This is a genomic window from Rhodopseudomonas sp. (assembly GCF_048594845.1).
GTDB lineage: Bacteria > Pseudomonadota > Alphaproteobacteria > Rhizobiales > Xanthobacteraceae > Rhodopseudomonas.
Window position 1 is genome coordinate 22,734 of the sequence record NZ_JBMDXE010000347.1, and the last position, 13,689, is coordinate 36,422.

General features: G+C 64.3%; 12 protein-coding genes. 1 reads left to right on the forward strand and 11 read right to left on the reverse strand.

Going from position 1 to position 13,689, the window contains the following annotated elements; translation table 11 throughout:
- Positions 1-25: 25 nt before the first annotated feature.
- From ACOJTD_RS23630 to cyoA, 10 genes are all read right to left on the reverse strand, one after another.
- On the reverse strand, positions 26-1,630 hold the full coding sequence (locus tag ACOJTD_RS23630; protein ID WP_420135283.1) for an amino acid ABC transporter permease/ATP-binding protein: 1,605 nt from the start codon (positions 1,628-1,630) through the stop codon (positions 26-28).
- 123 nt (positions 1,631-1,753) lie between these two features.
- Positions 1,754-2,596: an ABC transporter substrate-binding protein gene (locus ACOJTD_RS23635; protein ID WP_420135296.1), complete on the reverse strand. Its 843-nt coding sequence runs from the start codon at positions 2,594-2,596 to the stop codon at positions 1,754-1,756.
- Positions 2,597-2,933: 337 nt separating this feature from the next.
- Positions 2,934-4,295 (reverse strand): S41 family peptidase, encoded by a 1,362-nt coding sequence (locus ACOJTD_RS23640; RefSeq protein ID WP_420135284.1) that lies wholly within the window; start codon positions 4,293-4,295, stop codon positions 2,934-2,936.
- Positions 4,296-4,570: 275 nt separating this feature from the next.
- On the reverse strand, positions 4,571-5,128 hold the full coding sequence (locus ACOJTD_RS23645) for a response regulator transcription factor (protein WP_420135285.1): 558 nt from the start codon (positions 5,126-5,128) through the stop codon (positions 4,571-4,573).
- Positions 5,121-6,512: an ATP-binding protein gene (locus ACOJTD_RS23650; RefSeq protein ID WP_420135286.1), complete on the reverse strand. Its 1,392-nt coding sequence runs from the start codon at positions 6,510-6,512 to the stop codon at positions 5,121-5,123. The genes ACOJTD_RS23645 and ACOJTD_RS23650 overlap by 8 nt, the downstream gene beginning before the upstream one ends.
- Entirely contained in the window at positions 6,484-7,332 is an 849-nt protein-coding gene (locus tag ACOJTD_RS23655; protein ID WP_420135287.1) for an SURF1 family protein, read from the reverse strand. Before ACOJTD_RS23655 ends, ACOJTD_RS23650 begins: the two co-directional genes overlap by 29 nt.
- Positions 7,329-7,718, reverse strand: coding sequence for a cytochrome o ubiquinol oxidase subunit IV (cyoD, locus tag ACOJTD_RS23660; RefSeq protein ID WP_420135288.1), 390 nt, complete (start codon positions 7,716-7,718; stop codon positions 7,329-7,331). Before cyoD ends, ACOJTD_RS23655 begins: the two co-directional genes overlap by 4 nt.
- Positions 7,715-8,344 (reverse strand): cytochrome o ubiquinol oxidase subunit III, encoded by a 630-nt coding sequence (cyoC, locus tag ACOJTD_RS23665; RefSeq protein WP_420135289.1) that lies wholly within the window; start codon positions 8,342-8,344, stop codon positions 7,715-7,717. The genes cyoD and cyoC overlap by 4 nt, the downstream gene beginning before the upstream one ends.
- On the reverse strand, positions 8,344-10,350 hold the full coding sequence (gene cyoB / locus ACOJTD_RS23670) for a cytochrome o ubiquinol oxidase subunit I (protein ID WP_420135290.1): 2,007 nt from the start codon (positions 10,348-10,350) through the stop codon (positions 8,344-8,346). The genes cyoC and cyoB overlap by 1 nt, the downstream gene beginning before the upstream one ends.
- 8 nt (positions 10,351-10,358) lie before the next feature.
- Positions 10,359-11,513 (reverse strand): ubiquinol oxidase subunit II, encoded by a 1,155-nt coding sequence (gene cyoA / locus ACOJTD_RS23675; protein ID WP_420135291.1) that lies wholly within the window; start codon positions 11,511-11,513, stop codon positions 10,359-10,361.
- Positions 11,514-11,699: 186 nt separating this feature from the next.
- Here cyoA and ACOJTD_RS23680 point away from each other — a divergent pair, with 186 nt between their 5' ends.
- A complete protein-coding gene (locus tag ACOJTD_RS23680) occupies positions 11,700-13,022 on the forward strand; it encodes an MFS transporter (protein WP_420135292.1) in 1,323 nt (440 codons plus the stop codon).
- A 133-nt stretch (positions 13,023-13,155) separates the two neighbouring features.
- On the opposite strand, the gene ACOJTD_RS23685 is transcribed toward ACOJTD_RS23680, so the two are convergent.
- A partial coding sequence (locus ACOJTD_RS23685; protein ID WP_420135293.1) for an SDR family oxidoreductase occupies positions 13,156-13,689 on the reverse strand: 534 nt, incomplete at its 5' end.

Genomic DNA, 13,689 nt, shown 5'->3' on the forward strand with positions numbered 1-13,689 from the left:
AAACTGTGAGAGCAAAACTCGGCCATCAGACTTCGGCCTCCATGGCGCTGAGGAAGCGCTGCGCCACCGGATTTTTTGGCCGGGTGAGCACCTCTTCGGCCGGGCCTTCCTCGATGATCGAGCCGCCGGCGAGCAGCACGACGCGGTCGGCGACTTCGCTGGCGAAGCGCAACTGATGCGTCGAGATGATCATGGTGAGGCCGTCCTCGACCGCGAGGCGGCGGATGACTTCCAGCACCTCGTTGACCAGTTCGGGATCGAGCGCGGAGGTCGGTTCATCCAGCAGCAGCACGCTCGGATTCGGCGCGATGGCACGGGCAATGGCTACGCGCTGCTGCTGGCCACCGGACAGATGTCGCGGCAGCGCATCGGCGCGATGCGACAGGCCGACGCGTTCGAGCAATGCAAGCGCACGGCGTTCGGCCTCGGCGGGCGCGACACCGTGCACCCAGCGAAGCGGGCCGGCGATATTCTCCTTGGCGGTGAGGTGGCCGAACAGATTGAACTGCTGAAACACCATGCCGACGCCGACTTCGGCACGCGCCTGCGCGGCCATCCGCGGCGACAATGGCTTGCCGAGATGATTGAAGCCGAGCCGGCGGCCGCCGACTTCGATGGTCCCGTCGTTCCACAATTCGAGATTGTTGATACAGCGCAGCAGCGTGCTCTTGCCGGAGCCGGAGGGGCCGAGCAGCGCGATCACTTCGCCGTTGCGCACGGCGAGATCAACGCCGTCGAGCACGACGTTGGCATCGTAGTTCTTGCGTAGCGCCTTCACCGCGACCGCGACGTCGTTGCGGGCCAGCGCAGCTGCACGCGCGGCGTGATCGATCGGCGCCGGCGGCAGCCGCGGCGGCGGCAATTCCGCAATGCCGTCATCCGGCAGGATCTCCGGCGCGGTTTCGTTATCCTGCAGCGGGTCGTCCATCCCTTGGGCGCGATACCACGGCAGGAAGCGCATCAGCTTGACCTGCTTGGAGGTGCGGTCGAGATCGAACAGCCACTCTAGGAAAATCTGCAGCGCCGAGATCGCCGAGGTCAGCAGCAGATAGATCAGCCCGGAGGCGAAGAAGATCGAGAAAAAATCGAAAGTCGAGGATGCGAGCTGCGTGGAGCGCAGCGTCAACTCCTGGACGGCGATCACCGAAGCCAGCGACGAGTTCTTGAGCGCGCTGACGGCTTCGTTGCCGAAAGCCGGGATCATCGTACGAACCGCCTGCGGGCCGATGATCCGGCGCATCAAAATGCCGGGCGTCATGCCGAGCGCCTGGCCGGCGAGGATCTGGCCCTTCTCGACCCCAAGCACGCCGGCGCGCAGCATCTCGGCGATGAACGGCGCTTCGTTACAAGCCAGAGCGAGGCCGGCGGCGAGAATGGCGGGCAATTTGATGCCGATATGCGGCAGCGCGTCGTAGGCGAACACCATCTGCAGAATCAGCGGCGTGCCGCGAAAGATGACAGTGTAGATCCGGGCGGCGGATGACAGCAACCGGAATCGGCTGAGCTGCATCCCCGCCAGGATCGTGCCGAGGATCAATCCGCCGCCAAGGCCGAGTGCCGTGACCTGCAAGGTCACCTCGATGCCCTGGATCAGGTAGGGCATGGTCAAGTAATGGAGGAACAGCTCCATGGCGGACTATCCTGGTTTTGTAGTTTGCAGGGTGGGCAAAGCGAAGCGTGCTCACCAACTTTCGTAAGGCCGAGTGGTGGGCGTAGCGCATTCGCGCCGTTGCCCACCACTACGAGACGGCGATTACTTGACCACCAGCAGGCCGGGCTCGATCAGGTTTTCGGGGTCGAGCTTCCACTTCTTGAGCAGCGCGAGCTGATCACCGGACTTGTAGATCTCGGTCAGCGCGGCCTTCACGGCGTCGCGGAATTTCGGCTTGTCCTTCGGCACGCCGATGCCGACCTGATAGGGGATCGTCACGGCGATCGCCTTCTCGAGCTTGTCCGGATAGGCCTTGACGGCGTTGTCGACGGTGTTGACGTCGTTGATGTAGGTGTCGGCGCGGCCTGCGAGGATCGCCTGAATGCAGTTGGCGTTGTTGTCGTAGAGCTGAATGGTCGGCTCCGGCTTGCCGAGCTTCTTGCACTCCGGCGCCAGCGCCTGGATCAGCGGCACTTCGACATAGCCGGTGTTTTCGGCGGCGGCGGTGCCGCACAGCGAGGTGTCGATGCCGGTGATTTTCTTCGGGTTGCCCTTGGCGACCAGCACGCCGTCGAACACCTTCGAGTAGGTGATGAAGTCGGCGGCCTTGGCGCGCTCTTCGGTGGCGTAGATGTCGGAGATGACGATGTCGGCCTGGCCGCTCGCCAGCGTGGTCAGCAGCGCCGCGAAGGTTACGGCCTTGTAGGTCAGCTTGAAGCCGAGGCAGTCGCCAATCGCTTCACCGAGATCGATGTCGTAGCCGACATATTTGGTCGGGTCCTTGGGATCGATCGACTCGTAGCCCGGGGTGTGCGGGTTGATGGCGTTGACGAGGGTCTTGCCCTTCCAGTCGGGATACTTCTCCTGCAACGCCGCGCAGGCGGCCGGCGCGGCGGCGTGCGCGGGCTTCGGTGCAGCGAAGCCGACCAGCACCAGCGCGCCCATCAGCGCGGCGCTCGTCAGGCTCCGAAATCCGGGAGTAGGCAACTTGACCATTCGATCGCTCCTTCGATGGTGTCATGGCGGAGGCCATGTTCCGAACCGTCTGGGAGCTAAGACCGGGGGCCCGAGAAAAACTTGTCTCGGGGCGCACAACCTCTTGTTCGAAGGCCGCTAGTAATTAGGCAGAAGTTGCGTGATTTTTGGGCGATCACAGAATCCGTCATGGCCGGCTCGTCCCGGCTATCCACGTCTTGCTGAGTTCATTGCGCCTAAAAACGTGGATGGCCGGGACGAGCCCGGCCATGACGAGTTTGCGAATACGTGTGGACGTAGCGAAGGCTTACTGCGCCTTCGCGGCACCGTTGTCGTTGTCGGCCCGCTTGCCGAGATAGGCGATCGCGGCGTTGAGCTGGGCGTCGTCGGGCTTGCCGATCAGGTCGGCCTTGATCGGCGGTGACGATGCCGCCGGCTTGTCGGTCCCAGCCGCGGCGCCCGCCTTCGGCTTGGTGGCGCCTGGCTTGCCGTTCGCCCCGAGTTGCCCCGGATTGGCGATCGCGCCGCGCAGCGCGCCTTCCCGCAGCATCGCGCCGCCGGCGATTTGCTGATCCTTCGGCGCTTCCTGGACGATGTCCGGCGTGATGCCCTCGTCCTGGATCGAGCGGCCGGACGGCGTGTAGTACAGCGCCGTGGTCAGACGCACCGCGCCGCGACCCTTGATCGGGATCACCGTCTGCACCGAACCCTTGCCGAAACTCTGCGTGCCCATCACGGTGCCACGCTTGCGATCCTGCAGCGCGCCGGCGACGATTTCGGATGCGGAGGCCGAGGCGCCGTTGATCAGCACCACCACCGGGACGCCGGGCAGCATGTCGCCCTTGGACGGCGCACTGAACACGCGCTGATCGTCGGGCTGGCGGCCGCGGATCGACACCACGGTGCCACCGTCGAGCAGATTGCCGGCAACGTCGACCGCGGCGGTGAGCAGGCCACCCGGATCCTGGCGCAGGTCGATCACCAGCCCCTTCAGCCCGTCCTTGGAGTCGGTCTTCAGCTTGGTCAGCGCGTTCTTGAAGCCGTCCGAGGTGTCGTTGCCGAACTGGCTGATGCGTACATAGCCGATGCCGTCGGGCTTGAGCTCCGACTTCACCGACGCGACCTTGATGATCTCGCGCGTCAGAGTGACGTCGAACGGTGGCTCCTTGCCGCGCAGAATGGTGATCGTCACCTTGGAGCCGGGCGTGCCGCGCAGCATGTCGACGACTTCGCGCAGGCTCATGCCCTGAGTGGAGGTGTCGCCGACCTTGATGATGTCGTCGCCGGGCTCGAGCTTGGCGCGGGCCGCTGGGGTGCCGTCGATCGGCGCGACGATCTTGGGCACACCGCCCTGCCCCGAGATCTGCATGCCGAGGCCGCCGAACTGGCCCGCCATGTCGGTCTGCATTTCCTTGAATTCTTTTTCGTCCATGTAATCCGAATGCGGATCGAGCCGGTTCAGCATGCCCTTCAGGGCATCCTTGGTCAGGTCGTCAGTGCCCACCGGGTGCACATAGGCGCGCTCGACCAGGCCGATGACGCCGCCGATCAGATCGAGATCGGGTTGCGCCGTCGGGGTGCGCTGCAGCGCCAGCGCCGACAGCATGGGAATGGTGATGATGCCGGCCGCGGCGGCGACGCTGATAACAAACTTGCGGGATTTGAACATGAAGGGTCACCGAAATGAGCTGGCGCGGCTACGCATTTGAGGGCCAGCCGCGCTTGATCGCGGGATTCCGTCTGGAGACTGGCCTCACCGACAGGAACGGGTGACCTATGAATACGCCGGGAAAGCGGCGACTCAAGAGTTAATACGCGAACACACCAAGCCGGGCCGCAAGGCACCCGGCGACTGAAAACGCCAGAGCCGCGCCGATGCAGGATCAGTAAGGGCGTTGACGGCCGAAACTTTGACGAAGTTCCCGTCGACCGCGCCGGCCATGATCACCGGACCTGCCGCTTCTCCAGCTTCCGCGCCAAGGTTCTGCGGTGCATGCCGAGGCGACGCGCCGCTTCCGAGATGTTGAACTCGCTGTCGATCAGCGTCTGGTGGATGCGCTCCCATTCCAGCGTCTTGATCGAGGTCGGCTGGCTCGCCAGTGCGATGTCGGCATTACCTTCGGCTTTGCGGAACGCGGCCTCGATATCGTCGGTGTTGGAGGGCTTGGCCAGATAGTGGCAGGCGCCGAGCTTGATCGCCTCGACCGCGGTGGCGATGCTGGCGAAGCCGGTGAGCACCACGATCAGCATCTCCGGATCCTGCGCGTGCAGGAGCTCGACACACGACAGACCTGACGCGACGCCGAGCTTGAGATCGACCACCGCATAACCGAACGAGCGCTCCTCGAGGGCATCGCGCACTTCCTCGATCGTCGATGCGTGCACCACCGTATAACCGCGACGCTCGAACGAGCGCTTCAGCGTCCTGGCAAATCCCGCATCGTCTTCGACGACGATCAGAGAGCGGTCTTCGGCTTCGATATGTTGAGCGGTGTCAGTCAAAATCCTGTCCGATCGCGAGGGTCGAGAGCGGCAGCACCAGTTTGACCTTGGCGCCGCGGTTACGGAGATTTTCAGCGGTCATCGAGCCGCCGAGCTTACGCACCACGTTCATCACCAGGAACAGGCCGAGCCCGCCACCAGCCCGTCCCTTGCTCGATTGATACGGCTTGCCGAGCTGCGCCAGCATGTCCTTTTGAAATCCAGGACCGCGATCGCTGATCGACAGCACCAGATTGTCACCTTCACGCTCGGCCAGCAGTTCAATCCAGTAGCGCGAGACTTCGAAAGCGTTATCGAGCACGTTGAAGATCGCCTGCTTCAGAGTCACGTCGGAAACGATCGGCAGATCCTCGCCAAAGGCGTTGACGACATGCAATGTGGTGCGACTGCGCGCATTGCGCCATTCCTCTGCCAACGCTTCGAGGAACTCCGCCACCGTCGTCGGCGATGAGCCCTCGCCGCGCGCTTCGCCCGCCGACACCAGAATGCCGGTGACGATCGACTGGCAGCGCTTCAGCGACGTCTCCATCTCCGCGAGATCTTCGGCGAGTTCGTGATTGTTCGTCAGCGCGGGCATTCGCCGCCAGTCGCTGAGAATGACCGACACCGATGCCAGCGGCGTTCCGAGTTCGTGCGCAGCGCCGGACGCCAGCAGCCCCATCCTCACGATGTGATCCTGCTCGGCCGCGTGCTGACGTAGCGCCGCCAGATGTGCGTCGCGCTCGCGCAGATTGCGATGGATGCGGGTGACGAACACCACCAGCAGCACTGCGTTCAGGGCGAAGCCGAGCAGCATGCCGGCGATGCGGAGATTGACCGGATCGCCGGCCCATTCGGGCAGCACCAGGGGCCGCGACGCCTCGGTGAGCCAGATGAAGGCGGTGAACACCACCGCCACCAGTGACCAGCTCGACCTGCTGTCGAGCAGCACCGCGCCGAGCGTGACCTGAAGCAGATACAGCGAAGTGAACGGGTTGGTGACGCCGCCGCTCAGATAGAGCTGCGCCGTCAGCGCCACGACGTCGAGGATCAGCGCGACCAGCAGGTCGTGATTGCTGATGGCGAAGCGATAACGCATCCACGCCAGGCTGGCGATGTTCAGCGCGATCAGCCCGAGGATGACGGCGCCCATCGGCACCACCGGCAGCGGCGCACCGAGCCACAGATGCACACCGGCGATGGTGACGATCTGACCAACCACCGCCGTCCAGCGCAGCTGGATCAGCAGCGACATGTTCTTGCGGTCGGTTTCGTCGTCGGGGGTCGAGGTGCCGAGCGGCAGGAGCGGGTCGTCGGCGGAAGACGGGCCGGGCACGGACGCGTCGCCGGCGCGCGGGCGCCAGTCGGGCTTTTCGTCAGCGATGCTCGGCGATCGGTCCAGCATTGCGTCCTGTCGGCGCGGATGGCCGCCCGGCGCCCGAACGGCGGCCGGCGCGTGTTCCCCGGAGATATTCGCCGCCGAAGGCCACAACAAGCCAGCCGATCAGCATAAAGGCCAGGCAAAACCACGTGAGCGCATAGGTCAGGTGGTTGTTGGGGAACTGGACCACGGTCAGCCCGCCGATCGGCTGCCCCGGCGCATTGAGCGAGGCGTCGGCGTCGATGAAGAACGGTGCGGCATTCGAAAGACCGCGCGCAACCGCAATTTCCTGCACGTCTCGCGAGTACCAACGATCTTCGGACGGAGCGTTATGGCGCAGAAATCCGCCCTTCGGCTCGGTGGTGCGGAGCAGGCCGGTGACGGTCACCGTCCCATCCGGCTCACCGGCACGCCGCGACGTCCGGTCGCGCTGTTCGGGGAGGATGAAGCCGCGATTCACCAGCACGGTGCGGCCGTCCGCCAGGCGCAGTGGCGTGATCACCCAAAAGCCGCCGCCGGCTTCGGTGACAGCCGTGGTCAGCGTTTCGCGATCGTTCAGAAAATGCCCGGTGGCGGTGATGCGGCGATATTCATCGTTCGCGGCCGTGATCGCCGTCCATGTCGCCGCGTCAGGCAGCGGCGCGGGCGCAGCGTGGATTCGGGCATCGACCCGGTCGATCAGCGCCAGCTTCCAGGCCCGGCGCTCGACCTGCCAGACGCCAAGGGCGAGCAGCAGGACGACGCCGAGCAGCGCCGGGATCGTGAGCCATAGCGACGGCCGGCGTGAGGGAGTGTCCCCCCGAGTCGGGACGTCGCCAGAGGCTCCGATCCCCGGCTCGCTCACTTCGGCGGCACCATGTTGTGCACCGGCATCATGTTGGTGACGAGGTGGTGCATCACCCACAGCGACCCGGCCAGCGCGATCACCACCATCACGATGGTGAAGATCAGTGCCATCATGGTCCAGCCCTGCTCGGACGAAGTGTTCATGTGCAGGAAGTAGATCATGTGCACGACGATCTGCACCGCAGCGAACGCCATGATGATCAGACCTGTGACCGACTTGTCGGCGATCGCGCCGCTCATCACCAGCCAGAACGGAATCGCGGTGAGCACCACCGACAGGCCGAAGCCGATCAGATAGCTCTTCAGCGAGCCGTGGGCGTGCGCGTCGGGATGACCGTGGTGGTCCTCGCCGTGAGCGTCGACGGGCGGATTGTTGATGCTCATCGCAGCACTCCCAGCAGGTACACGAAGGTAAAGACGCCGATCCAGACCACGTCGAGGAAGTGCCAGAACATGCTGAGGCACATCAGGCGGCGGCGGTTAGCCTCGATCAGCCCCTTGCGGGCAACCTGCGTCATCAGCGTCACCAGCCAGATGATGCCGAAGGTGACGTGCAGACCGTGGGTGCCGACCAGGGTGAAGAACGAGGACAGGAAGGCGCTGCGCTGCGGCGTCGCGCCTTCATGGATCATGTGATGGAACTCGTAGAGTTCGATGCTGAGGAAGGCGAGACCGAACAGGCCGGTGATCGCCAGCCACATCTGGGTGGCGCCGACCTGGCGCTTTTCCATGGTCAGCATGGCGAAGCCATAGGTGATCGACGACAGCAGCAGCATCGTGGTGTTGACCGCGACGAGCTTCAGATCGAACAGATCCTTCGGCGCCGGCCCGGCCGCATAGTTGCTCCCGAGCACGCCGTAGGTCGCGAACAGGATCGCGAAGATCAGGCAGTCGCTCATCAGATAGAGCCAGAAGCCGAGCATGGTGCTCGAGCCTTCCGGATGGGCGTGTTCGTCGACGACGTAGAAGATCGGATCTGCGTCCTTCGGGTTTGCGACAGCTACGCTCATCACTTGGCTCCAGCAGCGAGCAGACGGGTCCGCTCGTCTTCGACGCGCACCACTTCCTCAGCCGGGATGTGGTAGTCGCGGTGATAGTTGAAGGTGTGGCCGATCGCGACCGCCAGCAGGGCGATGAACGCCAGCGCCGCCAGCCACCAGATGTACCAGATCAGGCCAAAACCCGCGGCCGTAGCCAGACCGGCCAGGATGATGCCGGTGCCGGTGTTGCTCGGCATGTGGATCGGCTTGAAGCCGGTCAGCGGACGCTTGTAGCCGGCGCGCTTCATCTCCCACCACGCGTCGGTGTTGTGCACCATCGGGGTGAAGGCGAAGTTGTAGGCCGGCGGGGGCGACGACGTCGCCCACTCCAGAGTGCGGGCGTCCCACGGATCGCCGGTGACGTCGCGTAGCTGCTCGCGACGCAGCACGCTGACAGCGATCTGGATCAGGAACGCGCCGATGCCGACGGCAATCAACGCCGCGCCACAAGCTGCCAGGATGAACCAGATCTGCAGGCTCTGGTCGTCGAACACGCGCAGCCGGCGGGTGACGCCCATCAGGCCGAGCACGTAGAGCGGCATGAAGGCGAGATAGAAGCCCGACACCCAGCTCCAGAACGACACCTTGCCCCAGAACGGATCGAGCTTGAAGCCGAACGCCTTGGGGAACCAGAAGGAGATGCCGGCGAACGCGCCGAACACCACGCCGCCGATGATGACGTTGTGGAAGTGCGCCACCAGGAACAGGCTGTTGTGCAGCACGAAGTCCGCCGGCGGCACCGCGAGCAACACGCCGGTCATGCCGCCGATCACGAAGGTCAGCATGAAGGCGATGGTCCACATCATAGGCAGCTCGAAGCGGATTCGGCCCCGATACATCGTGAACAGCCAGTTGAACATCTTTGCGCCCGTCGGGATCGAGATGATCATCGTGGTGATGCCGAAGAACGAGTTGACGCTGGCGCCCGAACCCATCGTGAAGAAGTGGTGCAGCCACACCAGGTACGACAGGATGGTGATGACCACCGTGGCGTAGACCATCGAAGTGTAGCCGAACAGCCGCTTACCCGAGAACGTCGAGGTCACCTCCGAGAAGATGCCGAACGCCGGCAGGATCAGGATGTAGACCTCCGGGTGGCCCCAGATCCAGATCAGGTTCACGTACATCATCGGGTTGCCGCCGAAATCGTTCGTGAAGAAGTTGGTGCCGACGTAGCGATCGAGCGACAGCAGCGCCAGCACCACGGTCAGAACCGGGAACGAGGCGACGATTAGCACGTTGGTGCAGAGCGACGTCCAGGTGAAGATCGGCATACGCATCATCGTCATGCCGGGGGCCCGCATCTTGACGATGGTGCAGATCAGGTTGACGCCGGACAGCGTCGTGCCGACGCCGGCGACCTGCAGGGCCCATATGTAGTAATCGACCCCGACATCTGGGCTGTACCCGATATTCGACAGCGGCGGATAGGCCAGCCAGCCGGTGCGGGCGAACTCGCCGACGAACAGCGAGATCATCACCAGCACGGCGCCGCCGACCGTCATCCAGAAGCTGAAATTGTTGAGGAACGGGAACGACACGTCGCGCGCACCGATCTGCAGCGGCACAACGTAGTTCATCAGGCCGGTGACCAGCGGCATCGCCACGAAGAAGATCATGATCACGCCGTGGGCAGTGAATACCTGATCGTAGTGATGCGCGTTGAGATAGCCCTCGGAGCCACCGAACGCGATCGCCTGCTGCAGCCGCATCATGATGGCGTCGGCAAAGCCGCGCAGCAGCATGACGATGCCGAGGATCATGTACATGATGCCGATGCGCTTGTGGTCCACGGTGGTGAACCACTCGCGCCACAGATAGCCCCACAGCTTGAAGTAGGTGAGGCCCGCTACCAGCGCGGCGCCGCCGCAGGCGACGCCGACGAAGGTCATCACGACGATCGGTTCGTGGAGAGGAAGCGAATCCAGCGACAGCCGGCCGAAGATCGCTTTGACGATATCAAAATTGGAGAACATGCGATCCCTCAGGATTGGGACTTCGACGTCGAGCCGAACAGGAACGAAGTGGAGGAGCCGAGCGGCGCCAGCGACGGGCGCTTCAGGCCGGCGCCGAGCAGCGGCGTGGATTCACGCACCTGCGCGGTGGCGCGGCCTTGCGGTTCTTCCGGGGTGCAGATGCCGGCCACGAAGGACGGCTGCGGCCCCAGCGCGGTGCCGCGGCGGGCGTATTTGTCGTAAGCGAGCGGCAGCGTGTTGTTCAGCCCGGCCATGCCGGAGCCGCCGCGGGCGTCGATCGCCATCATCTCGCTCATGCACATCTTGCCGGTGTCGACGCACATGTTGAGGATGGCGCGGAACAGGTCGCCGTCTACGGCGCCGAACATGCGCGGCTTCTCGTTGCTGCTCGGACGTTCGAGCTGCAGATATTCCGGCCGGCCGAGCTTGTCCGGGCTGGCCTTGGCGCGCGCGATCCACTGATCGAAGCCGGCGTCGTCGAGACCATGGAAAGCGAAGTGCATGCCGGAGAAGCCGGCGCCGCTGTAGTTGGCCGACAGGCCGCGATAGTTGCCGGCGTGGTTGATCACGGCGTGCAGCTTGGTTTCCATGCCGGGCATCGCGTAGATCATGCCGGCGAGCGCCGGGACGTAGAACGAGTTCATCACCGAGGACGAGGTGATGCGGAAGTTGATCGGGCGATCGACCGGAGCGGCCATCTCGTTGAGCGAGGCGACGCCGTATTCCGGATAGATGAACAGCCACTTCCAATCGAGCGCGACGACGTTGACCTCGAGCGGCGCCTTCTCCCGGTCGACCGGGCGGTTGGCGGCGATCCGGTCCAGCGAGCGGTAGGGGTCGAGCAGATGGGTTCCCATCCAGGTGATCGCGCCGAGGCAGATGATGATCAGCAGCGGCGCCGACCAGATCACCAGCTCGAGACCGGTCGAGTGATCCCATTCCGGATCGTATTTGGCGGCGTCGTTGCCGTGCCGATAGCGCCAGGCGAACCAGACCGTCAGCGCCATCACCGGCAGCACGATCAGCAGCATCAAGACGGTGGACACGATGATCAGATCGCGCTGCTGCGCCGCCACGTCACCGGCGGGCGCCATCACCACGAAGTTGCAGCCGCTCAAGACTACGGCCAAGGGTAGCAACAACAGAAACTTTAGTCGTGACACGCGTTCCGCCCTTTGAGAATGAGAATATCTCGCAAGGACACGAGCTAGCTGCGGCGCAACAATCCGGACATTGGACAATTTGTCCAATGTTGCGGTGCGGGATCACCGCTCAAACAGACCTGCGATTGCTTCTAAAAGTGAGAAGCGCTCGCAACATTTTCCTTCGACATTTCAATGGCAGAGGCGATGACGGACACGACCACAGCGGGAACCACGACGGCGGGACTTGGCTCGGATCCGGCGCACAAGCATGCCAATCCGAACGACATCGCCATCGGCGTCATCATCGGCCGCACCGCCGAGTTCTTCGACTTCTTCGTTTATGCCATCGCTTCGGTGATCGTGTTCCCCCGTCTGGTGTTCCCGTTCACCAGCGAGCTGAACGGAACCCTTTATTCTTTCGCGATCTTTGCGATCGCCTTCATCGCCCGGCCGTTCGGCTCGGTGATCTTCATGGCGATCGACCGCACCTACGGCAAAAGCGCCAAGCTGATCATTGCGATGCTGCTGCTGGGCACCGCCACGGTCGCGATCGCGTTTCTGCCCGGCTATTACGAGATCGGCGCAGCCTCGATCTGGCTGCTGGCGCTGGCGCGCGCCGCACAGGGCCTGGCCTGGGGCGGCGCCTGGGACGGTCTGGCCTCGCTGCTGGCGCTGAATGCGCCGAAGGAGCAGCGCGGCTGGTACGCCATGATCCCGCAGCTCGGCGCGCCGCTCGGCCTGATCGTCGCTTCCGCGCTGTTCGCCTATTTCACCGGGCATCTGTCGGCCGAGGACTTCTTCAGCTGGGGCTGGCGCTATCCGTTCTTCGTCGCCTTCGCCATCAACGTCGTGGCGCTGTTCGCCCGGCTGCGCATGGTGGTGACTCCCGAATACGCTTCGCTGTTCGAAAGCCGAGAATTGCAGCCCGGCCGCGTCAGCGAGACGGTTCGCAACGAAGGCCGCAACATCGTGATCGGCGCCTTCGCGCCGCTGGCCAGCTTCGCACTGTTCCACATGGTGACGGTGTTCCCGCTGTCCTGGGTGTTCCTGTTCACCCGCGAAAGCCCGGTCCGCTTCCTGATCATCGAAACCATCGGTGCCGCGATCGGGGTGCTGGCGATCATCGCGTCGGGCTATCTGTCGGACCGGATCGGCCGCAAGCCGCTGCTGATCGGCTCGGCGGTCGCGATCGCGGTGTTCAGCGGCTTCGCCCCGCAGCTGCTCGATGCCGGCCCGGTCGGCGAGTCGGTCTATATGATGCTCGGCTTCGTGCTGCTCGGCCTGTCGTTCGGCCAGTCCTCCGGCGCGATCGCCTCCAGCTTCCGGATGACCTATCGGTACACCGCCTCGGCGCTCACCGCCGACTGGGCCTGGCTGGTCGGCGCCGGCTTCGCGCCGCTGGCCGCGCTGCTGCTTGCCACCGACTTCGGCCTGCTGTCGTCCGGCGCCTATCTGCTGTCCGGCGCCGTGGTGACGATCCTGGCGTTGTGGATCAGCGGCCTGCGCGAGTCGGAAGAGTATCGGTAAGCGCCCGCCTCGCTTCAACGCTTCCCCAAACAGCAAAGCGGCCCGCAAACGCGGGCCGCTTCTTTATTTTGAGCTTCGAAAGGCGGACGAGCGCTACACTTGCTCGCCCGCCTGATCGACTGCGCTTGCGCCGTTAGCGCGGCGCCATACGGATGGCGCCGTCGAGGCGGACGTCCTCGCCGTTGAAGTAGCCGTTGGTGATCATGGTCAGCGCCAGCTGCGCATATTCCTCCGGCATACCGAGCCGCTTCGGGAACGGCACCGAGGCGCTCAGCGCGGCCTTGACGTTCTCCGGTGCGCCCTGCAGCAGCGGCGTGTTGAAGATGCCCGGCAGGATGGTGTTGACGCGGATGCCTTCGCTCATCAGGTCGCGCGCGACCGGGAGGGTCATCCCGACGACGCCGGCCTTCGACGCCGAATAGGCAGCCTGGCCCATCTGGCCGTCTTCTGCTGCCACCGACGCGGTGTTGACGATCGCGCCGCGCTCGCCGTCGTCGAGCGGCGACAGCGACAACATGCCCTGTGCCGACTTGGCGATGCAGCGGAAGGTGCCGACCAGATTGATCTGGATGATGCGATTGAACGCATCGATCGGGAAATGCGTCGGCTCGCCGGTCTTCTTGTCGCGACCGGCGGTCTTCACCGCATTGCCGGTGCCGGCGCAGTT